Here is a 22017-nt window from a genome sequence, read left to right on the forward strand (position 1 = left end):
TTATGGAGGTAATGACAATGAGTACAATCCTTGAACTGCGCGAGAAGCGCAACAAAATCTGGAACACCGCTAAGGAGTTCCTCGACCAGAAACGTGGTGCGGACGGCATGGTTCCGCTTGAAGCCGCAGCCGAGTACGACAAAATGGAAGCCGATATGGTTTCCCTCGGCAAGGAAATCGAGAGGTTGGAACGTCAGCAGGCGTATGACCTCGAAATGGCAAAGCCCACCACCAGCCCCATCGCCAATGCACCGACCAAACCTGCTGAAGCTAAAATTGGCAGGGCTTCCGACGAATACAAAGCGGACTTCGGTAAAATTCTGCGTGGTAAGCAGCCCACCAACAATGTCCTGTCCACTTCGCCCGACACGGATGGTGGATATCTTGTGCCACTTGAGTTCGAACGTCAGATTGTGACCGGCTTGGAGGAAGCAAACATCATCCGCTCCATCGCTAAAACCATCACAACCTCGGCGGAGCGTAAAATCCCTGTTGCGGCAACGCACAGCACCGCCCAGTGGACTGCGGAGAATGGCTCCTACACCGAGAGCAACCCGACCTTCGACCAGAAGACCATCGACGCTTTTAAGCTGACCGACCTTGTGAAAGTTAGTCTTGAACTCCTGCAGGATTCGATGTTTGACTTGGAGTCCTACATTGCCGCAGAGTTTGCAAGGGCATTCGGAGTAGCTGAGGAGCAGGCATTCTGCGTCGGAACCGGCACAGGTCAGCCCACGGGTATTTTCACTGCAAACGGCGGTCATGTCGGTGTGACGGCAGGTTCTGCCACAGCAATTACGGTAGACAACCTCATCGACCTGATTTACTCCTTGAAGTCCCCGTACCGCAGGAATGCAGCGTTCCTGATGCAGGACGTGACGATTTCCGCACTCCGCAAACTGAAGGACGGCAACGGCGTATATGTGTGGCAGCCGTCGGTTCAGGCTGGTCTGCCTGACAGATTGCTCGGCTATCCGATTTACACCAGCCCCTATGTTCCTGCGGCAACGGCTGCGTCTCTACCTATTGCTTTCGGTGATTTCAGCAACTACTGGATTGCCGACCGTATGGGCAGAACGGTTCAGCGCCTGAACGAACTCTATGCCGGAAACGGTCAGGTTGGCTTTATCGCTACCGAGCGTGTTGACGGCAAGGTCATCCTATCCGAGGGCATTCAACTTCTCAAGATGGGTTCGTAAAGGAGGACATAACACATGGCTGATAACACTTACAGCACAAAAAACTACCAAGAACAAGGCGGCGAAAAGTGGGTAATCGGCGGGACTTTGGAAGTCCTGCCGACCGCCACTGTCACAGGTCTTCCCTCTGACCCGCTGCAAGTGGCGACCAATGCTACACTCGGTGGAATAAAAGCCCCGGCAAAGACAGATGAAGCCGTACCCGTAGCGGTTGACGAGGACGGCTTTTTGTTTGTTCCTGAAGCAACCATTCCCACTGTTCCCATCGCCGTAGCGGTGGCTGACAGTGTGGCTGAGGACATTGCCGGTGTAAACACTGTTATTAACGCGATTCTCGCATCGCTTAAAACAGCAGGGCTGATGGCAACCGAAACTGAGCCGGAATAAGGAGGTGAGCGGCGATGACGCCAACGGAACTGTTACCACTGGTCAAGGATAACCTTATCTTGACCCACGATCAAGACGATGCTTTGCTCTTGCGGCTCATCGCTGCTGCTATTAACTATGCCGAAAGCTACCAGCACGTCGAAGCGGGGTGGTTTGATGCCCACCCCGCTTCACCTGCTACAGAGCAGGCAATAGTTATGCTTGTTTCCAATTGGTACGAGTCACGCGACGGCTCTACTGCCGGCTTCTTTGCAGATTCCATTCAGGCGAGTCAGCAGGTCTGGAACACGGTCAATACGCTGTTACGGCTCAATCGGTCATGGGGCGTTTAGGAGATAATTTCCTCAACTCGCTTGACGATTTTCATGCTCCTTGGAGCAAGAACGTCAAAGCGGTATGTTGAGGCTGACTGAAATTTAGTTGCGTTGATGCTTTTAGGTAAGTCTTTCTGTTTCCACACTGTGTACCCAAAAGGCTCAAGTATGGTCTTAATCATCAGCCCTACTGCTTGCTTTGTGAAATTGTCATCCAGAGAATTATCGTGCGACTTGTTTGGGTCAGCGAAAAAATGCTCGACATTGACAGCAACAGGTGCAAGAGCAGGTTTACCTGCTTCGCTCGCGTCTATCATCTGAACGATGATGAAGTCCTGCGAGAGGAAACCAAAAACATTCTGCATATCGTCGTCGTTTTCGAACTTGCGGCAGTTTGGGTTTTGAGCAATGAAATCGTTATAGGTAGCTAACATAATGGACACTCCTTTTGTGTTAAGTTATTTTACATATGTATTATAACATAACTAAAATCAGTTGTCTATATATTTATGAAATTTTTTGGAGGTGTCCGTCTTATGGCATTTGGGAAAATGAACACGTTTATAAGCATCGTCACGTCTACTCCGACCAAGGATGCAGAGGGTTTTGTCAAAAAGGGCGACACCGTACTTGCTTCCGTCCGTGCATATAAAGAGGAAAAACACGGCTCGGAGCGTTGGGCGAATATGGCGGCGTTTTCCGAAGCAACAGCCCTGTTCCGCTTTCGCAAATTGCCGGGGCTTGCCGTTGACACGACACTTATCATCACCTGCGACACAGGCAGATATCGCATTGTTACAGCGGAGGATGTGAAAGGACGCGGAATGTATATTGAGTGCCTTTGTGAGAAACTCGAAGGGAGCGTGATGTGATGGCAAAAGTTGAACTAAAACTCCCCACCGACTTTGAAGAAAGGCTCTCCCGCCTTGCCGACAAGACTGACACAATTATCCCGAAGGTTCTCGAAGCGGGTGGCGAGGTGATCTTGGCAAAGGTCAAAAGCAACCTCTCCTCAGTCGTCGGGCGAGGCACAAAAGAGGAAAGCCGTTCCACGGGTGAATTGGAACGCTCTCTCGGGCTATCTCCCGCCAAGCAAAAGCGGGATGGCTCCGGCTGGGATATAAAAGTCGGCTTCAAAGAACCGAGGGGCAACGGCGGCAGCAACGCTAAAATCGCTAACATCCTTGAATACGGTCGGCACGGCCAGACCCCGAAGCCATTTTTGAAGCCCGCCAAGTCGGCAAGCAGGAACGCAGCGGTCGAAGCGATGAAAGCGAAGTTTGAATCAGAGGTGGACGGCGTATGAGCATACTGTCTGAACTGAATAACTTACTTACGCCCGTCCTCCCTGTGGAGACGGGCATTTTCAGCAGCGTACCGCCCGATGAGTACCTCGTGCTGACCCCAATGACGGACGAATTTGTCCTGTTCGGGGATAACAAGCCACTTATAGATATATCCGAAGTGCGGATTTCGCTCTTTTCCAAGGACAACTATCAGCAGAAAAAGCGACAAATTACGACAGCACTTTTAGGTGCCGGATTTACTATAACCGACCGCCGCTACATCGGACATGAGGATGACAGCGGTTACCACCACTTCGCCATCGATGTGGCGAAAGAATATGAAACGGAGGAATAAACATTATGGCTACAATCGGACTTGACCGGCTCTATTACGCGCCGATAACCGAAGCCCCGACCACGGGCTATGAAACCTATGGCACTCCTGTTATGCTGGCGAAAGCCATCAGCGCAGAGTTGTCGGTGGAACTTGCGGAAGCCACGCTCTATGCGGATGACGGTGTCGCCGAGGTGGTCAAAGAATTTAAGAACGGCAAACTTACCCTCGGCGTGGACGCTATCGGCAGAAGCGTCGCTGCGGCACTTACAGGCTCGACCGTTGACGATAACGGAGTGCTGATTTCCACGAGCGAGGACGGCGGTTCTCCCGTTGCTATCGGCTTCCGTGCCAAGAAATCCAATGGTCGCTATCGCTACTTCTGGCTCTACCGCGTAAAATTCGGAGTGCCATCCACCAATCTTGCCACTAAGGGCGACAGCATCACTTTTTCTACCCCAACAATCGAGGGGACTGTAATTCGCCGAAATAAAACGGCAACAGATAACCTGCACCCTTGGAAAGCCGAGGCTGATGAAGACGACAGTGACATCGAGTCAACCGTCATCAGCAGTTGGTATACCGCCGTCTACGAACCGACATTTGCGTCTGGTGTATAAGGAGGGCTGGCAGATGGATAACGAAAGAAGTTCAAAAATCAATATTGGAGGAACTGAGTACAACTTAGTCCTCACGACCCGTGCCACCAAGGAAATCGCCCGTCGCTACGGCGGTCTTGAAAACCTCGGGGAAAAACTGCTAAAAGCAGAGAACTTTGAACTCGCCCTCGATGAAATTATATGGCTGATTACGCTACTTTCGAATCAGTCAATTCTCATCCACAATCTGAAACACAAAGACAAACCGCAAGAATCGCTTACGGAGGAGGAAGTTGAACTGCTGACCACGCCTTTGGAATTGGCAACCTATAAGGCAGCGATTACCGAGGCGATGTTCAAAGGAACGGCTCGGAATATCGAAAGCGAGACAGACCCAAAAAACGCGGAGGTCGGGTAAGCGACGATGAGTTGTTTACCCGACTTCTCTATTACGGCACAGTTCACCTAAACCGCTCAGAAGACGAAACGTGGCTCACGCCCATCGGTCTTTTGATGGACTTGTGGGAGTGCCACAGGCAGTACCTCGGCTTGGCAAAGCCCAAGCGTGAGATGTTTATTGAAGAAATTATTCCGTCCGAACTGGTTTAGGAAAGGTGGTGACGCGCAAATGGCTGATAATTTCGGGCTGAAGATAGGTCTGGAGGGCGAGAAAGAATTTAAGAACGCCCTGCGCGACATCAACCAGTCCTTTAAGGTGCTTGGAAGCGAGATGAAACTGGTCTCCTCCGAGTTTGATAAGAACGACAAATCAATACAAGCGGTTGCTGCTCGGCACGAGGTGTTGAATAAAGCCATCGAAGCACAAAAGGATAAAATCTCTGCCCTTGAGTCCGCCCTTAAGAACGCCGCCGAGAGTTTCGGTGAAAACGACAAGAGAACGCAGAACTGGGCTATCCAGCTTAACAATGCCAAGGCTGAACTCAATGGAATGGAGCGGGAACTTAATGACTCCGCTGAAGCCACTGACAACCTCGGAGACGAATTGAAAGATACCGCAAATGAAGCGGAAAAATCCGGCGGTAAGTTCGAAAAACTGGGCGGCATTCTAAAAGGTATAGGTGCATCCATGGGTGCGGTGGCTGTGGCGGCAGGAGCAGCTGCCATAAAACTCGGCAAAGAAGTCGTGCAGCAGTTTGGTGAATTGGAACAGAACCTCGGAGGTTCAGAAGCCGTATTCGGCGAGTACGCTACGAGAATCCAAAAGACTGGCGAGGAAGCCTATAAAAATCTCGGTGTAAGCCAGAGCGACTACCTCGCCACGGCAAACAAGATGGGTGCGCTTTTCCAAGGCTCTGGTCTTGAGCAACAAAAGTCCCTTGAGTTGACCGAAAAAGCTATGCAGCGAGCGGCAGACATGGCATCTGTCATGGGCATCGATATGTCAATGGCAATGGAGGCTGTTACCGGCGCGGCAAAGGGCAACTTCACGATGATGGATAACCTTGGTGTCGCCATGAACGCAACCAACATCGAAGCCTACGCTCTCGCCAAAGGGCTGGACTTTACATGGGCAAGTGCGACTCAAGCCGAAAAAGCTGAGGTTGCCATGCAGATGTTTTTTGAAAACACCGAGCAGTACGCAGGCAACTTCGCAAGAGAATCCACGCAGACAATCTCCGGCTCCATCGGTCTATTGCAAGCCGCCCTCGGTTCTTTTACGGCGGGGCTTGGAAACGCCAATGCCGATATGACAAACCTGACACAGAACCTTGTGGACGCTTTCCAGTCGGTGGTTAAAAACATCGTGCCGGTTTTGCAGAATATCGTCGCGGCTCTGCCTGCGGCGACTGATGCGATTTTACAGGCAATAGGCGACTTGCTGCCAATGCTGTTACAAACGGTAACGGAGCTGTTCACACAGGTGCTGAACACTCTTCTAAAACTTCTGCCCGAACTTATACCGGCAGCGGTCGAAGCGGTGATGACCATCATCGACGCTTTGGTAGACAGCTTGCCGCTCCTTGTCGAAGCGGCGATACAATTGGTGACTGCTCTTGCAGAAGGCTTAGGTGCTGCTCTGCCGGAACTGATTCCGTCCATCGTAGAAGCCATCATCCTCATCGTGGAAACCTTGCTTGCTAATATGGATAAAATCCTTGCGGCTGCCTTTGCAATTATTCAAGGCTTGGCTACAGGACTTCTTAATGCATTGCCGAAACTGATAGATGCTCTCCCCGAAATCATAACAACCATTATTGATTTCATCACAGACAATTTGCCTGAAATCATTGAAATGGGTATTGAACTCACCGTTCAACTTGCGGTCGGGCTTATTAAAGCCATACCCCAGCTTGTGGCAAAACTGCCGGAAATCATCGCAGCAATCGTAATCGGTCTTGGGAAAGCGGTCGGCGCTGTGTTTGAAATCGGCAAGAACATTGTGACGGGTCTATGGGAAGGCATCAAGTCCCTCGGTTCTTGGATAGCGGACAAGGTTTCAGACTTCTTTTCAGGCATTGTTGACGGTGCAAAGAGCCTGCTGGGCATTAACTCACCGTCAAAAGTGTTTGCTGGAATCGGCGAAAATATGGGTCTTGGTATCGGCGAGGGCTTCACCGATGCTATGAAGGGCGTTGAAAAAGATATCACAGACGCGATCCCCACCGACTTTGACCTTGATATGAATGCCGGTATTTATAAGGTGATGAACGACACCTCTCTTGACGTGAAGAAAACCGTGGAGCATACAGGCAAAATCCGGGTTGAGGGCATTAATAGCAAAGGTGAAATGACCTCGGTTGTGGACATCATTATCGACAGGCTCAGACAGGAGGTGCGCGTATGAGTCATCTCAAAAATACGGAGACAAGTGAAATCATCACGCGCTATGTTAGCTTCCTGAAAAAGCAGGAGGTCATCCGCACGGTGCAGACCGCTCTTGACGGGACGGAGTATCTGACCCGTTTCGGTTCGCCGACCGTGCATTACGAGTTAACGCTCTATGTTAATGAAGCCGGGAAAGCTACGCTGATGGCAGCCGAGGACAGCGTCCCGCTGCTTGAATGCTCTGTTAGGCAAGGTGTCTTCACTGGGAGAATTGTTGAACTTGGCTCTTTTGATTATCAGGCGGCGAGCTGGTATAAGGTCACAGCCACACTTGCGGCTGTAAGCGAGGTGAGTGACCCATGAGAAGCATACCGATAGTGCTGAAAGAAAAACTCGCTAACCGCTTCAAAGTGGAAAACACCAACAGTATGGCAAATCTCCGCGTGGTAGCCACGCAGACCTCCGTCAATTCGCTGCTCTCCGAGCCGATTCACGAAGACATTGCTCCCGCGTTCGGCGATGTGGCTGTGCGCCAGACCGCCGGTGAATCCGATTTGTCTCTTGCATATGCCATCTGTTTGGACGACGGTGTCGCCAAGGTGTATAAACGGAAGTTTCCGGCGGGCATGGAGTTTCCGTGGGAGTATCAGTGGACACTCGGTGCTGCGACTGATGTGGCGATTGAATTTAACGGCGTATGGAAAATGAACGCCGAAAAGGAGTGGTATTACCTACAAACTGAGGAATACCCGTATATCTTATATGTTCGGAGCGGTAATCTGTATGTTCAAAGCTGGACGAACAGCGATAATGCCTCTCTGATTGCCACCGGTGTTTCCCAGATATCCGCCTGCAAGGGCTGGCAGTCCAGTGTCGAACCGGACCTTGACCAAGGCTTGATCATCGGTTATCTAAAAAGTGGTTCAGTGTATTACCGAGCGCTCTGCTGTCAGGAAAACGGATCTTATGTCTGGGAAGCGGAGCATGAAATAGCCACCCTTGGTACGGGCAACACAACACTTTCGGTTATCCGCACCAACGATTTTCGCATCGGATTCCTGACGCAGAACAACGGTCGAATGCTTCTAACACTAACGCACCGCAACTATGCTGGAATGAGCGTCAGGCCGGAAACGGTTCACATCAACGCTTCAAACGTGAAGATGTGGATTTCCGATATAAATGAGCTGGACACACTGAACAAAGAGTACGCATCTGGGAATATCGCATATCCCTATGTTCTGCTGGATGAGCCGAACACAGAAGAAATCTCCGTAGCTTCGGTGGAGAAGCTGAACCGTGAGACGGGTTTCGTCTGCTACGGCTTCAAGCTTCATCTCACAAAGCCTCTATATGGAAGTATCGACGTCGGGTTTCCGGTAAAATGCACTCTTTCCGTTTCCGGGGTGACCGTTACATCCGCTTCCTACGACAGCGAGGAGCAAGCACTTGTTCTATATACGAGCGCAGATATCCGCAGAACGGTGGCCGTGACCATTACAATGCCGGAATACCGTTCTCTCTGGTATTACAAACTTGGCTTGCAAAGATGGTTCCTGCCCACTCTGAGTGCTGTCGCCGCCGCAGAAACTATGGATTACTTCACCTTTGGAAACGAAACGGCAGGCATTTCGATAGTTTCAACTGGGGCATGGATTGACGAGGCGGTGTTCACCCAGTGTTTCCAGCCTGCTCATACGGCGGTCATTGCTGTTGTGGCTTCGTCTATAAGCCTGCAACCAGTTTCCACATTACCGATTTAGGAGGTTTTCAATATGAAGATACAAGAACGAGCCATTCTGCATAACCGTTTTGACGTCAAGGTGGTCGATGCCGTAAGCGGCAAAGTAAAGCAGACGGCGGTCGGCTTCAATGTCATTACAAACTACTATTTTAACAGTAGGCTGACCGCTTCTCCGCTTAGTAAAACAACCGACCTGTTCAGATATATCGCGGTCGGCACAGGCACGGGAACACCTGCAGTTACGGATACCGCCCTTTTTACACATCTGACGCGCAAAGCCGTGACAACGCTGGAAACGGTATATGAATATCCAACGTCGCACACGACCAAGCAAATCAAGCTGGAAGCGACCGAGTGTAACGGCTCCACCATTACCGAGGTGGCTCTTGAAGGGTATTACAGCGGCACCTTTTCAACTACTTATTACATCATGTCCCATGCCATGCTGCAGGATTCCGAAGGAAACCAGATTGCCATAGCAAAGACTGATACGGATGTAGTGTATATAACCGCAACCTTCTACGCTACCTGCACCCCTTCCGGTTTTGGCACAAACGGCATATATCCCACGGCAGAAAACAATTATCTGTTCCAATGGCTGCTCACAGGCAGTACGGACGGAACTGTACGTTTCTCGCGCTTTCCAGTGGAGTATTCATCGGATATGAGTGTGAAATATCAAGGCAGTAAAAGCTATTCCTTCAGCGGCGGCACTGGCAATACCACTACCTACCAGTACGACCTGCCCGTCACTACGTTTCTTGACAGCGAGTGCAACAACCGTATTGTTAAGCATCTCGGTGTCGCCGGGGTTGGTGCATTTACCTTCCCAAACCACGAGGTTTTCCCACCTTATGCGGTTGACCACCTCGTTATCGGTGAGGGTGACGGCGTTACCACTGAGTTTAGTATGAAGTGCCCACTGATTCAGTCCGGGACCGTGCGTATTTTTATAAACAACACTGAAATGACTGAAGGTACGGACTATACTGTGGATTTGGAGAATAACTGCGGCGACTGGTATGAAAACTACCATACAGCAGGTCTAACCTGTAAAAACGCCGGAGTGTCCTTTGGAGATCTTGCATCAAAAACGCCAAGCAGCAACTATTCCTATCGAGACCCTCTTGCATGGTGGAGCTGCTATGACACGACGGTATATCCATCCTCCTGCACGGTAAACGATGTAAGCCCGATTAAAATAGACTTTGGGACTGCAAAGCCTTGTAATACACTTAAAATTGATATTCTAACGGTTCCGAGCGCAAGGCTCGATCTTCTCAAAATACAGTATTCAGCCAACGACACCGACTGGACGGATGTAACAGGGCTTTCAAGGACAGGACAGGTCTGGAAGTTCACAGAGGTTTCGGCAAGGTATTGGAGAGCTTTTTTAAGCGGCGAAGGCAATACCACCGTTGTTGTAACATCAAGCGGCATGACTGGCTCACCGATCACTCTCTCCGTGCCAGTAGCCTCATCAGATACAGCGAGCATTGTGGCGGGCAAAATAAAAACAGCCCTTGAAAACAATACGAATATTACTGCTTTATATGATGCATCAGTCTCAGGTGCAGATGTGGTCTTAACCGCTAAAACGCCGGTGGCTAATGTTTCAAACTTGAATATCTCCCTGTCAAACGGGACTTGCGCAGGCTTGACCACAGTTTCAACCTCGACCAATACGACTGCCGGAGTAGCCGCTGTAAAGCAACAGGAAAATATCTATGTGACCGGAACTATAGGGACTGCGGGAAACGCAACAGTTGTCGTAACGGCCGCTGGAATGGCGAACTCGCCAATAACCTTATCGGTGCCGGTTACAAGCGGAGACTCATCGACAGTTATTGCGACAAAGGTAAATGCCACTCTCGCACAAAACTCCGATATCACGGACTTCTTTACAATCAGTCCAGATAACGGAAGATATGTCCGGTTGACTGCCAAAACAGCGGCGGATAATGATGCTACCCTGAATATCAGCATTGCAAACGATACTTGCACCGGATTAACAGCCATACCGACATCCACAGTTGACGCCGCAGGCAATGCGGGAACAAAACAAGTGGAGACCTTAACTGTATCGGGCAGTGTCAGCTACAACTGGACATACAATTTATATTACCAGAGCTTCCCGACAAGGGACGGTCAGAGCTTCGGCTCTACCTTCTTTTTGGGTAAGACCGTGCCGGGGTTGAAGTTCACAACACCGCCTGCCGACGGCGCGGCGATTACAGCCAGCTTTGCGCTTGAATATCCGTTCAAGACCGAGAACAATCTGTTGCGCTTCACCTACTCGGTTCAGCTGCAACGGGGGTGACGCGATGACGCTGACATTTGAATATACCCTTGATACCGGAGCAGGCTTGTTTCCGCAGGTGATCCACACCTCGGACAACCTGCTCCGTTTCATATACCTCACCGCCGACGGCACCGTTGCCGGAATCAAGGCGAACCCTGTTCTCGGTTTGTACGACAACCTGACCTATACGGAAACCGGTAGAATCTCACCTGATGAAACGGTATCGTATCCGAGCATCAAAAAAGTGGCGCATTACGGCGCATATGGATTCTGGAGTGCCGAGGGCGACCACCGTTTTGTGATGTATATGTTGCCTACAGATATTACAAATTCCTTTGTCGACGGGTCAGTCAAGTTCAGCATCGGTAGCGAGGTCTCGCAGATGTCTTGCACCTTGCTCAACATAAAGGGCGCGTTACTTAATCGTTACCGTGCTTTCGTGACTCCCGGCACCAAGATGGAATTGTACTTTTCCCTCGGCAACAGCGGTGAAATTATGCTCGGCATTTTCTATATCGACAGTGCTTCGGTCTCGTACCCAGACGAGAAAGTATCGGTATCCGCCAGAAACGCAATCGGCAAGCTGCTGAAGGAACAGACCTTTAACGAAGACAACACCTTTGAAGAAACAACTCTTCAGCTGAACCTGCAGGAAATTCTTCGCCTCGCCGAGGTGGAGGATTTTTTTGTCGGCAACAACACCAAGTCATGGAAGCTGCGCTTTGAACCAGATGTCACCATTCTGGACGGCATCAAGCGGATCATATCTCTGATTGATGGCTGGAAGGTTGATGAAACAGCAAATGGTGTCATCGGTGTGGCGGCTGTTACCGATGCCCGTTTCGACCAGCCTGCTGTGTATACCTTCGAGCGTGACAAGTCTTGCTGGAGCTACAGTGTGGAATACGACGACTCGGAAGCGGTCAGCAGGGTTTGCGTTACCTGCGCCAACCCGGAAAACACGGTTTATGCCACAGTTCCCAGAAGCAAATGGTGGATTCAGCCGTCACACCGAACAACCTACGTCACAGCCGCCGATGGTGCGACGCTTGCTGAGATAACGGCTATGGCTGAGGAGTTGGCACAGACCATTGCCATATCCGGCAGGCAGGAGAGCTTCGTCGGCATCTTCACGCCCCAGCTCACCATCGGAGACGAGGTGTGTATCCAAAGCGGTGCAAAAACCGAAACCATTGGTACAGTCACGGATGTGACGCACAATTTCGGCAGGGGTGGTTTCTATACAGCGTTCACCGTGGACAGCGGCGGACGGAAAGGCAAAGCGCGTCTTTCGGATTTGATCGGCAAAGCATCCGAGAAGTCCAATCTGAACGGCGTGACTATTTTTTAAGGGAGGAAATTCAACATGAAAGAAATTTGGAATTGGACGCAAACTGCGTTCGCAGGGCTGGGTGCACTACTCGGTGGGTATTTGGGCGGGCTTGACGGTTTTCTCTATGCACTCATTGCCTTTGTGGTCGCGGACTACATCACGGGTGTACTTCGTGCAATTGTTGAGAAGAAGCTATCCAGCCGAATCGGAGCACATGGGATTACCAAGAAGGTAGCTATTTTTCTCGTAGTAGGTATCGGTCATCTTATCGACGCTTACCTAATCAATGGCACGGGTGCACCTCTTCGCACAGCGATTATTTTCTTCTACATTGCCAATGAGGGTTTGTCACTTTTGGAAAATGCCACAGCTATTGGTCTGCCCGTGCCTGAGAAACTTAAAGAGACACTCGCTCAATTGCATGGAAAGGATGATGTAAAATGAATCTGAGAAAATTGATATTCACGCAAAATGCTTGCTACAAAGCAGGCAAAACCATCACACCGAAGGGCATCATGGTGCATTCCACCGGGGCGAATAATCCCAACCTGAAACGCTATGTTGGACCCGACGACGGCTTACTCGGGAAAAATCAATACAACAACCATTGGAATCAGGATAAGCCGGACGGACGGCAGGTCTGCGTTCACGGCTTCATCGGCAAGCTGGCTGACGGCAGCATCGCCACCTATCAGACACTTCCTTGGCATCATCGCGGATGGCACGCCGGGGGTTCTGCGAACGATACACATATCGGATTTGAAATTTGCGAGGATGGTTTGACAGATGCGACCTATTTCAACAAGGTCTATACCGAAGCTGTGGAACTTTGCGTATACCTCTGCAAGCAGTATGGATTGACTGAGAAGAACATCATCTGCCACAGCGAGGGCTACAAGTTGGGGATTGCCAGCAACCATGGCGATGTTATGCACTGGTTCCCGAAGCACGGCAAAAATATGGATACCTTTCGAGCCGAGGTCAAGAAACTGCTTACCGCAAGCGAACCTTCAAAACCCGAACCGCCTACCCATCCAAAGAAGCTCTATCGTGTTCAGGTTGGGGCGTTCTCCATCAAAGCAAATGCAGATGCTATGCTTGCCAAAGTCAAGGCGGCTGGCTTTCCTGACGCCTACATCAAAATCGAATAAACTGCACGTTTCGGTTGCCAACTGACCCCTCGCTGTCCTGTGGATGGTGAGGGGTTTTTCTTTTTCCCCTCCGAAATGGAGGAATAGCCTATGACAGCATTACAAAAAGAGCGAATAGTTCTTCTGCGCTCGCAAGGCGAAAGCTATGCGAGAATCGCTGATGTGCTTGGGATATCAGAAAACACCGTCAAGTCTTACTGCCGCCGGAACAATGTTGGTGTAGGCATAAAACAGGAACAGCACACCGTTAAGGATGTCTGTGCCAACTGCGGATGTCCGCTCGTTCACACACAAGGTTCAAAACATAAACGCTTCTGCTCCGATGGCTGCCGTATGACTTGGTGGAAGGCACACCCCGAAGCCGTGAACCGAAAGGCAGTCTATCACTTTTTCTGCCCGATTTGCGGCAGGTCGTTTGAAGCCTACGGGAACGCCCACCGCAAATATTGCTCACGGGCTTGCTCCGTTGCAGCGAGGAGGTCTTAGCTATGAGCAAGGAAGATGCACTCCTCCATTACAAAACGGCTATGGCGGTGTTCAAAAATTGGCTTACTGAAGGCGTGATTTCAAACACCGACTTGCTGGAAATAGACACAATGCTTGCCCGCAAATACGGTTTATCATCGTGTAGCATATACCTCGAAAATGACTTGCTATGTAAGGAAAACAGAGTGATATATGGTACTACGAAAGGAGGCCATTATGGGTAGAAAAATAACTAAACTACAGCAACCGAAACCGTTACCGACCCGCCAAAAGGTAGCAGCATACGCCCGCGTTTCCTGCGGAAAAGATGAAATGCTCCACTCCCTTGCCGCTCAGGTCAGCTTTTACAGTAACCTGATACAGGGCAATCCTGAATGGGAATATGTTGGCGTGTATGCAGACGAAGCGGAAACCGGCACAAAGGGTTCAAGACCAGAATTTCAGCGACTGCTTGCCGACTGCCGGGCGGGGCGCATTGACCTCGTCCTGACAAAGTCAATCAGCCGCTTTGCAAGGAACACGGTCACACTGCTTGAAACCGTCCGAGAGTTGAAAGGCATCGGAGTGGGCGTATTTTTCGAAGAGCAGAACCTTCACTCTCTTTCGGGCGACGGGGAGTTGATGTTGACCATCCTCGCCTCGTATGCCCAAGAAGAAAGTCGCTCCGTCAGCGAAAATTGCAAATGGCGCATCAGAAAGGACTTCAAGGAAGGAAAGCCTGCAGGCAACATCCGTATCTACGGTTATGAGTACAACGCAGGTACGTTTACCGTCATTCCCGAAGAGGCAGAGGTCGTGCGGATGATATACGCCGATTATTTATCGGGGCTTGGCAGGAATGCCATTATGAAGAAACTGCGTAGGCTCGGTGTTCCGACCAAGTGCGGCGGTAAGTGGGCTGAAAGCACGGTAGGTTCAATCCTTAAGAATGAAAAGTACATCGGCGATATGTACCTGCAAAAAGGCTTTATTTCTGACCACATCACAAAGAACTGGAAGCCAAACAACGGCGAGTTGCCTAAATACTATGTCGAAGGCAACCATGAGGCGATAATCGACCGTGAAACCTTTGAGGCTGTTCAGGCTGAAATGGTACGACGGGCAGAAAAAGCAAACCACCCTCGCAAACTGACATTCAACGAGTTTTCAGGACTTATCACCTGCGGTCGGTGCGGAGCAAAATTCCGCAAGAAGATAAACGCCGCAGGCACAAAATACGCTGCGGTGACTTGGGCTTGCGCTACTTTCACTTATAAGGGTAAACACGAGTGTGCCGCCAAGCGAATACGGGAAGACATCCTTAAAGAAAAGTGTGCCGAGGCTTTGGGGCTTGCGGAGTACGACTCCTCCGTTTTTACAGCAAAAGTCGCTGCAATAGCAATCCCTGACGAAGGCATTCTGGTGTTCGCATTTAAGGATGGCTCAGAGCAGACACTTCGTTGGGAGAACCGCTCACGCCGTGAAAGTTGGACGGATGAGATGAAGCAAGCCGCCCGTGAATTTGCTTTGAAGGGAGGCAGCAAAAATGGCTAATATAAGAGTAATCCCAGCCACCGCTCCCATTCTTTCTGCACAGGGCAAAAGCTCCGAATTCAAACGGCGTGTCGCAGCCTACGCAAGGGTCAGTACAGATAGCGATGAACAGCTTACCAGTTATGAAGCTCAAGTGGACTACTATACGAAGCTGATTCAGGGGCGGGCTGATTGGGAGTTCGTCACCATATACACGGACGAGGGCATTTCGGCGGTCAACACCAAGCGGAGAGAAGGTTTCAAACAGATGGTTATCGACGGCTTGGAGGGCAAATTCGACCTTCTGGTTACAAAGTCCGTGAGCCGATTTGCCCGAAATACCGTGGACAGCCTTACCACCGTCCGAAAGCTAAAAGAGGTAGGCTGTGAAGTGTGGTTTGAGAAAGAAAACATTTACACCCTCGATAGCAAGGGCGAATTGTTGATTACGATTATGTCCAGTCTGGCACAGGAAGAAAGCCGCTCCATTTCGGAGAACGTGACTTGGGGTCAGCGCAAGCGTATGGCGGACGGCAAGGTCAGTCTGCCTTATGCACAGTTTCTCGGCTACGAAAAGGGCGAGGACGGCTTACCAAAAGTTGTCCCCGCTGAAGCCGAGATTGTGCGGCTGATATTTCGGCTGTATATGGAGGGAAAGACATTCTCGGCAATCGCCACATACCTTGAAGGGCAAGGTATTCCGTCACCTGCGGGCAAGAAAACATGGCAGACTGGCGTAGTACAATCCATACTGACCAATGAGAAGTATAAAGGCCACGCCCTTATGCAAAAGACCTACTGCGCCGACTTTCTTACCAAAAAGATGGTCAAGAATACGGGACAGGTTCAGCAATACTATGTTGAGGACAGCCACCCCGCCATCATCGAGCCTGACGAGTTTGACGCCGTTCAACTTGAGATTGTGCGCCGAAAAAGCCTCGGTCGCCCCATAAGCACCACAAGCATATTTGCATCAAGGCTTGTCTGCGCCGACTGCGGAGGGCATTTCGGCAAGAAAGTCTGGGGTAGCTACAAAAGCGACAAGACCTACCGCAAAGAGGTATGGCGGTGTAATGATAAGTATAAAAGACTTGATAAACCCGGCAACGGCTGCAAAACGCCCCACATCACCGAGGAGGAAATTAAGGCGAGGTTCTTACACGCTTTCAACCGCTTGATAAGCAACCGAGGCGGGTTAATCGAGGACTGCCGACTGGCACAAGGTGTCCTCTGCGACACCCCTGCGATTGATGCCCAACTTACCGAATTACGTAATGAGATTGAGGTTGTCACCGAGTTATCCCGCAAGGCTATCTTTGAGAATGCCCACAAAGCTGTCAACCAGACGGAATGGGCGGAGCGAAATAATGCCTACCTTGACCGCCACCGCAAAGCCTCTGAGCGTGTAGATGAATTGGAAGCCACCAAAAGGGAGCGGCTCGGCAAGGCGAAAATCATAGAGGGCTTCATAAAGGACATAGAGAATCGACCGCTTGCCATCACCGAGTTTGACGATAAGCTATGGCTTACGGTCATCGATAAAGCCACTGTGGGCAGAGATGGTACAATTACATTCAAGTTCAAGAACGGCACAGAAATTACAGAATAGCATTTGAGAATTAACGGTTCGCCTTCGGGCGGGTTGTTTTTTTGTCAAAATGAAATCGTTAAATTATGCACACCCCTAACCCTAAAAGGGGGTTTCAATTTTAACGATTTGAGAGCCATCATAGCGGTAAACCGCAACGGTTCAGGTCAAGTATCCTCTAAAAAAACCTATTTCAAAACACCAACTATTGCTACAAGGCAAAAAGCATAAAGCCCGAAAGTGGCTTAAATACGGCACTTTCGGGCAAAACAAAAACCACCTATCCGACAAACATAGTTTATCAATAGATGGTGTTTGATTTGGTGGAGCTGAGGGGACTCGAACCCCTGACTTCCTCCTTGCAAAGGAGGCGCTCTCCCAGCTGAGCTACAGCCCCATGCGGACGGATGGATTATAGCAGTCGCAACGATAATCGCGCAATCGTAATTTTATTCTTCGTCGGTCAGCCTGACGTAAATAGCGTCAGCTATTTCGCGGTCGATGGCAAACTGGCTGTTGCCCGCCTTGAAAACATATGAGGGGAATGTCTGCAGCAGCCGTACCGGCGCCCCGGGCAAAATTCCCATGGCCATCAGTTTCTGCAGTTTGTCGGTTTCGGTAGCGTATATATATGCTACCCGCCCCGGCTGTCCCGGTTTGAGTTCTGAAAGCGGCGAAACCAGTTTCTGCGGTTTGGTCGAAGCCTGTTCACAACAGCGTCCCGGCGGAATAGGTTTATTATGCGGGCATACCTTGGGATGTCCCAGCAGGATGCAGATACTTTCATCCAGGCCTTTGTCCAGCAGGTGTTCAAATTTACAGGCTTTCTCGTGCATCATCTTGTCGCGGGTTCCCAGTACGTCATAGAGCAGCCGTTCAGCCAGTCGGTGCCGCCGCACCACGCTGCGGGCTTCCGGCAGGCCTTTTTCGGTCAGGGTCAAAGCACCGTCCCCCGCGCTGACTATCAGTCCGTTCTCAATCAGGTGAGTGAGTGCTTGCTGTGCCCGGAATTCTGAAGCCTCAATCGGTTTTTTCTCTTCCTGCGTCTTGATCCACAATGCTTCCAGAATTTCTTCACCATGTTCATCTATATTCATGGTTTTCTCCTTAATTTTTTGATTGCCGCCAGCAGCTTGGATTCGGCCGGTGTTTCATAGGCGCAGTTGGGACAGCGCACCAGCCGGCAGTTCTTGGCCATAGGGCAGGACCCGCAGTAGCCGGTTCCTGAGGCGGCGCTGAATTCATGTCCGCAGTACGGGCATTTCATGGTATCGCTGTTTTCCATTACAGATTAACCCCCAGCAGTTTAAGCGCCCGGTCAAGTACCAGCCCTACCAGGAAGGCAAAGGGGAAGATAAACCCGGCGATTGCCAGGGCGGTTTTCCAGCCGCGTTCCTTGATCATCACCATGAACTGGGCGATGCAGGGCACGAAAAGAGTCATAACCACTGCCGAAACCAGCAGCGCGTTGCCGAACAGCAACCCCTGGCTGGCCAGGTCGTACAGCCCGGCGGCGCCGAAATCGCGGCGGAAGAAGCCGATGATAAACGCAACTGACGCCTCAACGGGAATACCCACAAAACTCAAGACCGGTTCAAGACCCGTGATGAGCGCGTCGAGCAGCCCCACCGCTTCACCAGCCCACAGCACTACGCTGGCCAGTAAAAACAGCGGGATGACTTCCATGAGGTACCATTCCAGCCGGGCATAAGTCTTGGTCAGCACGTTGGTCAGCCGCGGCAGCCGCAGCGGCGGGATTTCCATATAAAAGCTGGCCCGCTGGCCGGGAATGATGCGGGACGCCAGCCAGCCCACCAGTATGAAAATAAGAATGGTAATTCCCAGCCAGGTCAGTATCATACCGGTGGAAACGGACAGGATGCCGAAGATAACACCCAGCTGGGCGGAACAGGGAATAGCCAGCGCCAGCAGCAGGGTGGTAATGACCCGCTCCCTCTTGGTTTCCTGGGTCCGGGTAACTATAGTAGCCATGGTGTCACAACCCAGGCCAAGTACGATGGGAATGACGGCGCGACCGTTCAGTCCGATGAACTTGAACAGCCGGTCAATCAGCATGGCCAGCCGCGGCAGGTAGCCGGAGTCTTCTATTGCCGAGAATATGATAAAGAATGTGGTAACGATGGGCAGGATGATGCCAATAGCGTAGGTAAGCCCCAGGGTAATTACACCGTAAGGGCCGACAAACAGGTCGGATATCAGCTGTACCGGAATCAGGTTCTGCAGTGTGTTCTGTATCCACGGATTGATATAATTGCCGAAGACCGTCTCTTCCAGCCAGCCCACCAGTGTCCCGGCTCCGAAAACCCCGACAAAGAAATACATAATCGCCAGTACCGCTGCCAGAATCAGGCCGCCGGAAATCGGGTGCATCATCGCCTGGGACAGCCTTTCGCCGAACCTCGGTTTGCCCTCTTTTCTTTGCTTCATTACCTTCTGAGCCAGCTTTCGAGCCGCCTGTTGCTGGCTTACTGCCAGGACGTAAGACGGCGCCTGGTTCAGGGTCATTTTCAATTCAGAGATAATTTGTTCAACGGCGGTCATGTCGCAGCCGTCTTTTTGCAGGTACTGCTTTATCTGAGCGTCGTCCCGCAGCAGCAGCAGGGCGGTTGCCCGCGGTGAAAGTTTATTCACTGAGGTATTATCTTTGATGAGGGGCAGCAGTCTGGCTATCGCTTTTTCGACTGCGTCATCATAAAAAACCGGCAGTCCCAGGCAGACCGGCTCGTAATTTAGAATGGAGCATTTCAATTCATCAATACCCTGTCCCAGGTTGGCGGCGGTTTTAACCACGGGTACGCCCAGGTCGGAGGCAAGCTTTTTGGTATCAATGTCTATTCCCAGCGCTTCAGCCTCGTCGGTCATGTTAAGCACCAGGATAACCGGCAGTCCGGCTTCAACCAGTTGATAGGTTACCGGCAGCATCCGTTCCAAATTCTTGGTATCTACAACGTGCAGTATTACATCCGGCTTTTCTTCCAGCAGTATTGCGCGGGCTACTCGTTCCTCTTCAGTGATCGAGTGCAGGGAATACATTCCCGGCGTATCAATGACTTCAACCGGCCGGTCGTCGAAACTGGCGCGGCCGCGAAAGACATCCACCGTGGTACCGGGGTAATTGGAGATGATGACCCGCCGTCCGGTCAGTCCATGGAATACTGAACTCTTGCCAACGTTTGGGCTGCCTACCAGGGCTACTTTTAACCCTGCCTCTTCCGGACCCAGTCCGCGGCGGTGACGGTGCTGCTGACGGCGAGGCTGGTGGCAGCTGCCGGGTGGTTGCCGGTTAATGTCTTTACAGTGTTTTTTCGGCATCGGTTAATCTGCTTTCTTCAGGCAATCGGGACAGATTCCGTTTATATTTATTTCGCCGCCGCTGATATCAAATCCTTCAGCCTGGGGTACCTGTGCCAGCACGATTTCGGCAATCGGAAGTTTGAATTCAATCACTTTGCCGCAGGCGGAGCAGATTAAATGGTGGTGTTCCCCCCGGCGTGCCGCTTCATAGTGGTGATGGTCTTCATCCAGGTGACGTTCGATTATCAGCCCGCTTTCCTTGAACTTCTGCAGCGCGCGGTACACCGTTGACAGTGACAAACGCGGTAATTTTTTGCGGGCGCGCTGGTATATTTCATCAGCGTCCATGTGTCCCCGGGCGGACTGGATTACCTCCAGTATAACGGTACGCTGACCGGTGCTTTTCAATTCTGTCTGACCCAGCGGTGTCATGTCGCCACCTCTTTTAATAATAAGCAAATGCTAATCATTTGCAACATTATAAACCGGCAGGTCATTTCTGTCAAATAAGCTTTTGTGACTTAACTAACTCAGGTGTTAAATGCCGCCGCCGTCGAACTCCCGGGTCAGTTCTTCCAGCTTTTCTTTAAGCTCGTCCCGGGGCGGTATGATATGCCCCTTTTCTTCCAGCTCGGCAAGCCGTTTTTCCAGTTTAGCCTGTTCGGCCAGTATATACCTGACAGCTTCGGCCACCGGGTCCGGCAGTTTACCGTGTTCGAGGTCAGTTACCGTCTGCGGTTTATGCTCTTCCACAACCCGGCCGGGAATACCCACCACCGTAGCGCCGGCCGGTACGCTTTTGACTACCACCGAACCGGCACCCACCCGTGAGCCTTCGCCGATTGTTATATTGCCCAGTACCGTGGCGTTGGAGCCTACCACCACGCCGTTTTCGATGGTAGGATGGCGTTTTCCCTTGGAAAGGCTGGTACCGCCCAGCACCACTCCCTTGTATATCAGCACGTCATCACCGATGATAGTAGTCTCCCCGATTACTACGCCCATCCCGTGGTCGATGCAGAAGCGTCGTCCTATCGTAGCCCCGGGGTGAATCTCGATGCCGGTTAAAAAGCGGGTGAGATGGGACAGCCAGCGTCCCAGGAAATGCCATTTAATCTTCCAGAACCAGTGCGCAATACGGTAGCCCCACAAAGCGTGAAGCCCGGGGTAAGTAAAGATGACTTCCCAAAAACCACGGGCCGCCGGGTCCTTGGTATATATATTTCTAATATCTTCCCGTATTGTTTTGAACATTGTCCTGGCCTTAAAGCTTCAGGCCGGATTCTCGTCCGGCTCGACCGATTCTTCCAACCACTCCAGGTAGTCGGCGCTGCCGCCGATGATGGGCAGAGCGATGATCTCCGGGGTCTCGTAGCTGTGGACTTCCTTGACCGTTTCGATGATTTCGTCCAGCATTGCCGCGCTGCTTTTGACCACCAGCAGGCTTTCGGTTTCGCACTCGATGTTGGCCTGCCAGCGGAAGGCGGAACTTACATCGTCCACGATGCTGACGCAGGCCGCTTTTTTCTGTTCCAGCAGCACCCGTGAAATAAGCATGGCTTCCTCGTGGTCAGTGGCGGTGATAAAGACAACGATGTGGTTAAAATTATCCATTCGCCCCTCCTTCTGCGGCCGAATGCTTCAGCGTGAGGCCGCCTGGATTATAATCCGCCGCGCAAG

Annotated in this window: 27 protein-coding genes and 1 tRNA gene; 20 read left to right on the forward strand and 8 right to left on the reverse strand. The window is 51.2% G+C overall.

The genetic code is table 11. The features are described from left to right. The first annotated feature begins 17 nt into the window (after positions 1–17). From ACZ48S_RS01575 to ACZ48S_RS01585, 3 genes are read left to right on the forward strand one after another with little or no spacing between them, the layout of a single operon-like run. Positions 18–1199 carry a phage major capsid protein gene (locus ACZ48S_RS01575; protein ID WP_464213400.1) on the forward strand — a complete coding sequence of 394 codons (1182 nt, stop codon included), beginning with the start codon at positions 18–20 and terminating at the stop codon, positions 1197–1199. A 15-nt stretch (positions 1200–1214) separates the two neighbouring features. Continuing rightward, positions 1215–1586 (forward strand): hypothetical protein, encoded by a 372-nt coding sequence (locus ACZ48S_RS01580; RefSeq protein ID WP_464213402.1) that lies wholly within the window; start codon positions 1215–1217, stop codon positions 1584–1586. A 14-nt stretch (positions 1587–1600) separates the two neighbouring features. Beyond that, positions 1601–1918: a head-tail connector protein gene (locus ACZ48S_RS01585; RefSeq protein WP_464213404.1), complete on the forward strand. Its 318-nt coding sequence runs from the start codon at positions 1601–1603 to the stop codon at positions 1916–1918. On the opposite strand, the gene ACZ48S_RS01590 is transcribed toward ACZ48S_RS01585, so the two are convergent. Next, positions 1915–2334 carry a hypothetical protein gene (locus tag ACZ48S_RS01590; RefSeq protein WP_464213406.1) on the reverse strand — a complete coding sequence of 140 codons (420 nt, stop codon included), beginning with the start codon at positions 2332–2334 and terminating at the stop codon, positions 1915–1917. The genes ACZ48S_RS01585 and ACZ48S_RS01590 overlap by 4 nt on opposite strands. A gap of 102 nt (positions 2335–2436) precedes the next feature. On the opposite strand from ACZ48S_RS01590, the gene ACZ48S_RS01595 reads away from it, so the two are divergent. The 17 genes from ACZ48S_RS01595 to ACZ48S_RS01675 all read left to right on the forward strand — a co-directional run bounded on the left by ACZ48S_RS01595 (position 2437) and on the right by ACZ48S_RS01675 (position 17043). Further along, on the forward strand, positions 2437–2772 hold the full coding sequence (locus tag ACZ48S_RS01595; RefSeq protein ID WP_464213408.1) for a head-tail adaptor protein: 336 nt from the start codon (positions 2437–2439) through the stop codon (positions 2770–2772). Beyond that, on the forward strand, positions 2772–3206 hold the full coding sequence (locus ACZ48S_RS01600; protein WP_464213410.1) for an HK97-gp10 family putative phage morphogenesis protein: 435 nt from the start codon (positions 2772–2774) through the stop codon (positions 3204–3206). Before ACZ48S_RS01595 ends, ACZ48S_RS01600 begins: the two co-directional genes overlap by 1 nt. Further along, positions 3203–3541 (forward strand): hypothetical protein, encoded by a 339-nt coding sequence (locus tag ACZ48S_RS01605; RefSeq protein ID WP_464213412.1) that lies wholly within the window; start codon positions 3203–3205, stop codon positions 3539–3541. Before ACZ48S_RS01600 ends, ACZ48S_RS01605 begins: the two co-directional genes overlap by 4 nt. A gap of 5 nt (positions 3542–3546) precedes the next feature. Continuing rightward, the gene (locus ACZ48S_RS01610; RefSeq protein WP_464213414.1) at positions 3547–4140 is read left to right on the forward strand and encodes a major tail protein; all 594 of its coding nucleotides are present in this window, start codon (positions 3547–3549) and stop codon (positions 4138–4140) included. 13 nt (positions 4141–4153) lie between these two features. Continuing rightward, positions 4154–4537, forward strand: coding sequence for a hypothetical protein (locus ACZ48S_RS01615; protein WP_464213416.1), 384 nt, complete (start codon positions 4154–4156; stop codon positions 4535–4537). An 11-nt stretch (positions 4538–4548) separates the two neighbouring features. Then, the gene (locus tag ACZ48S_RS01620) at positions 4549–4728 is read left to right on the forward strand and encodes a hypothetical protein (RefSeq protein ID WP_416173621.1); all 180 of its coding nucleotides are present in this window, start codon (positions 4549–4551) and stop codon (positions 4726–4728) included. A 19-nt stretch (positions 4729–4747) separates the two neighbouring features. Continuing rightward, positions 4748–6925 (forward strand): phage tail protein, encoded by a 2178-nt coding sequence (locus ACZ48S_RS01625; RefSeq protein WP_464213419.1) that lies wholly within the window; start codon positions 4748–4750, stop codon positions 6923–6925. Then, complete coding sequence (locus ACZ48S_RS01630; RefSeq protein WP_464213421.1) at positions 6922–7269, forward strand: hypothetical protein; 348 nt, start codon at positions 6922–6924, stop codon at positions 7267–7269. The genes ACZ48S_RS01625 and ACZ48S_RS01630 overlap by 4 nt, the downstream gene beginning before the upstream one ends. 14 nt (positions 7270–7283) lie before the next feature. Then, a complete protein-coding gene (locus tag ACZ48S_RS01635; RefSeq protein WP_464213423.1) occupies positions 7284–8669 on the forward strand; it encodes a hypothetical protein in 1386 nt (461 codons plus the stop codon). 12 nt (positions 8670–8681) lie between these two features. Next, positions 8682–10970 carry a hypothetical protein gene (locus ACZ48S_RS01640; RefSeq protein ID WP_464213425.1) on the forward strand — a complete coding sequence of 763 codons (2289 nt, stop codon included), beginning with the start codon at positions 8682–8684 and terminating at the stop codon, positions 10968–10970. 4 nt (positions 10971–10974) lie between these two features. Continuing rightward, on the forward strand, positions 10975–12303 hold the full coding sequence (locus ACZ48S_RS01645; RefSeq protein ID WP_464213427.1) for a hypothetical protein: 1329 nt from the start codon (positions 10975–10977) through the stop codon (positions 12301–12303). 15 nt (positions 12304–12318) lie between these two features. Beyond that, complete coding sequence (locus tag ACZ48S_RS01650; RefSeq protein ID WP_464213429.1) at positions 12319–12729, forward strand: phage holin family protein; 411 nt, start codon at positions 12319–12321, stop codon at positions 12727–12729. Beyond that, positions 12726–13436 (forward strand): N-acetylmuramoyl-L-alanine amidase, encoded by a 711-nt coding sequence (locus tag ACZ48S_RS01655; protein WP_464213431.1) that lies wholly within the window; start codon positions 12726–12728, stop codon positions 13434–13436. Before ACZ48S_RS01650 ends, ACZ48S_RS01655 begins: the two co-directional genes overlap by 4 nt. A gap of 90 nt (positions 13437–13526) precedes the next feature. Beyond that, the gene (locus tag ACZ48S_RS01660) at positions 13527–13922 is read left to right on the forward strand and encodes an RNA polymerase sigma factor (protein ID WP_464213433.1); all 396 of its coding nucleotides are present in this window, start codon (positions 13527–13529) and stop codon (positions 13920–13922) included. A 2-nt stretch (positions 13923–13924) separates the two neighbouring features. Beyond that, entirely contained in the window at positions 13925–14146 is a 222-nt protein-coding gene (locus tag ACZ48S_RS01665; RefSeq protein WP_464213435.1) for an SHOCT domain-containing protein, read from the forward strand. Then, entirely contained in the window at positions 14139–15455 is a 1317-nt protein-coding gene (locus ACZ48S_RS01670; RefSeq protein ID WP_464213437.1) for a recombinase family protein, read from the forward strand. Before ACZ48S_RS01665 ends, ACZ48S_RS01670 begins: the two co-directional genes overlap by 8 nt. Continuing rightward, positions 15448–17043 (forward strand): recombinase family protein, encoded by a 1596-nt coding sequence (locus ACZ48S_RS01675; protein WP_464213439.1) that lies wholly within the window; start codon positions 15448–15450, stop codon positions 17041–17043. Before ACZ48S_RS01670 ends, ACZ48S_RS01675 begins: the two co-directional genes overlap by 8 nt. Positions 17044–17343: 300 nt before the next feature. Here ACZ48S_RS01675 and ACZ48S_RS01680 read toward each other — a convergent pair. From ACZ48S_RS01680 to cutA, 7 genes are all read right to left on the reverse strand, one after another. Next, positions 17344–17419, reverse strand: a tRNA-Ala gene (locus ACZ48S_RS01680). A 52-nt stretch (positions 17420–17471) separates the two neighbouring features. Then, positions 17472–18119: a metal-dependent transcriptional regulator gene (locus ACZ48S_RS01685; protein ID WP_464213441.1), complete on the reverse strand. Its 648-nt coding sequence runs from the start codon at positions 18117–18119 to the stop codon at positions 17472–17474. Further along, positions 18116–18307, reverse strand: coding sequence for a hypothetical protein (locus ACZ48S_RS01690; RefSeq protein ID WP_464213443.1), 192 nt, complete (start codon positions 18305–18307; stop codon positions 18116–18118). Before ACZ48S_RS01690 ends, ACZ48S_RS01685 begins: the two co-directional genes overlap by 4 nt. After that, complete coding sequence (feoB, locus tag ACZ48S_RS01695) at positions 18307–20355, reverse strand: ferrous iron transport protein B (RefSeq protein ID WP_464213445.1); 2049 nt, start codon at positions 20353–20355, stop codon at positions 18307–18309. The genes ACZ48S_RS01690 and feoB overlap by 1 nt, the downstream gene beginning before the upstream one ends. 3 nt (positions 20356–20358) lie before the next feature. Then, complete coding sequence (locus tag ACZ48S_RS01700; RefSeq protein ID WP_464213447.1) at positions 20359–20769, reverse strand: Fur family transcriptional regulator; 411 nt, start codon at positions 20767–20769, stop codon at positions 20359–20361. Positions 20770–20874: 105 nt separating this feature from the next. After that, positions 20875–21591, reverse strand: a complete 717-nt coding sequence (gene cysE / locus ACZ48S_RS01705) for a serine O-acetyltransferase (protein WP_464213449.1) — start codon at positions 21589–21591, stop codon at positions 20875–20877. An 18-nt stretch (positions 21592–21609) separates the two neighbouring features. Continuing rightward, on the reverse strand, positions 21610–21951 hold the full coding sequence (gene cutA / locus ACZ48S_RS01710) for a divalent-cation tolerance protein CutA (RefSeq protein ID WP_464213451.1): 342 nt from the start codon (positions 21949–21951) through the stop codon (positions 21610–21612). Positions 21952–22017: the final 66 nt, after the last annotated feature.

The organism is Dehalogenimonas sp. NIT-SK1, from assembly GCF_055384165.1.

Coding starts and splice junctions, on each gene's coding strand:
- ACZ48S_RS01625 (WP_464213419.1), top strand. CDS start 4,748: ATGGCTGATAATTTCGGGCTGAAGATAGGTCTGGAGGGCGAGAAAGAA.
- feoB (WP_464213445.1), bottom strand. CDS start 20,355: ATGCCGAAAAAACACTGTAAAGACATTAACCGGCAACCACCCGGCAGC.
- ACZ48S_RS01600 (WP_464213410.1), top strand. CDS start 2,772: ATGGCAAAAGTTGAACTAAAACTCCCCACCGACTTTGAAGAAAGGCTC.
- ACZ48S_RS01610 (WP_464213414.1), top strand. CDS start 3,547: ATGGCTACAATCGGACTTGACCGGCTCTATTACGCGCCGATAACCGAA.
- ACZ48S_RS01590 (WP_464213406.1), bottom strand. CDS start 2,334: ATGTTAGCTACCTATAACGATTTCATTGCTCAAAACCCAAACTGCCGC.
- ACZ48S_RS01575 (WP_464213400.1), top strand. CDS start 18: ATGAGTACAATCCTTGAACTGCGCGAGAAGCGCAACAAAATCTGGAAC.
- ACZ48S_RS01685 (WP_464213441.1), bottom strand. CDS start 18,119: ATGAATATAGATGAACATGGTGAAGAAATTCTGGAAGCATTGTGGATC.
- cysE (WP_464213449.1), bottom strand. CDS start 21,591: ATGTTCAAAACAATACGGGAAGATATTAGAAATATATATACCAAGGAC.
- cutA (WP_464213451.1), bottom strand. CDS start 21,951: ATGGATAATTTTAACCACATCGTTGTCTTTATCACCGCCACTGACCAC.
- ACZ48S_RS01585 (WP_464213404.1), top strand. CDS start 1,601: ATGACGCCAACGGAACTGTTACCACTGGTCAAGGATAACCTTATCTTG.
- ACZ48S_RS01665 (WP_464213435.1), top strand. CDS start 13,925: ATGAGCAAGGAAGATGCACTCCTCCATTACAAAACGGCTATGGCGGTG.
- ACZ48S_RS01675 (WP_464213439.1), top strand. CDS start 15,448: ATGGCTAATATAAGAGTAATCCCAGCCACCGCTCCCATTCTTTCTGCA.
- ACZ48S_RS01630 (WP_464213421.1), top strand. CDS start 6,922: ATGAGTCATCTCAAAAATACGGAGACAAGTGAAATCATCACGCGCTAT.
- ACZ48S_RS01615 (WP_464213416.1), top strand. CDS start 4,154: ATGGATAACGAAAGAAGTTCAAAAATCAATATTGGAGGAACTGAGTAC.
- ACZ48S_RS01650 (WP_464213429.1), top strand. CDS start 12,319: ATGAAAGAAATTTGGAATTGGACGCAAACTGCGTTCGCAGGGCTGGGT.
- ACZ48S_RS01640 (WP_464213425.1), top strand. CDS start 8,682: ATGAAGATACAAGAACGAGCCATTCTGCATAACCGTTTTGACGTCAAG.
- ACZ48S_RS01605 (WP_464213412.1), top strand. CDS start 3,203: ATGAGCATACTGTCTGAACTGAATAACTTACTTACGCCCGTCCTCCCT.
- ACZ48S_RS01645 (WP_464213427.1), top strand. CDS start 10,975: ATGACGCTGACATTTGAATATACCCTTGATACCGGAGCAGGCTTGTTT.
- ACZ48S_RS01690 (WP_464213443.1), bottom strand. CDS start 18,307: ATGGAAAACAGCGATACCATGAAATGCCCGTACTGCGGACATGAATTC.
- ACZ48S_RS01700 (WP_464213447.1), bottom strand. CDS start 20,769: ATGACACCGCTGGGTCAGACAGAATTGAAAAGCACCGGTCAGCGTACC.
- ACZ48S_RS01655 (WP_464213431.1), top strand. CDS start 12,726: ATGAATCTGAGAAAATTGATATTCACGCAAAATGCTTGCTACAAAGCA.
- ACZ48S_RS01595 (WP_464213408.1), top strand. CDS start 2,437: ATGGCATTTGGGAAAATGAACACGTTTATAAGCATCGTCACGTCTACT.
- ACZ48S_RS01580 (WP_464213402.1), top strand. CDS start 1,215: ATGGCTGATAACACTTACAGCACAAAAAACTACCAAGAACAAGGCGGC.
- ACZ48S_RS01670 (WP_464213437.1), top strand. CDS start 14,139: ATGGGTAGAAAAATAACTAAACTACAGCAACCGAAACCGTTACCGACC.
- ACZ48S_RS01660 (WP_464213433.1), top strand. CDS start 13,527: ATGACAGCATTACAAAAAGAGCGAATAGTTCTTCTGCGCTCGCAAGGC.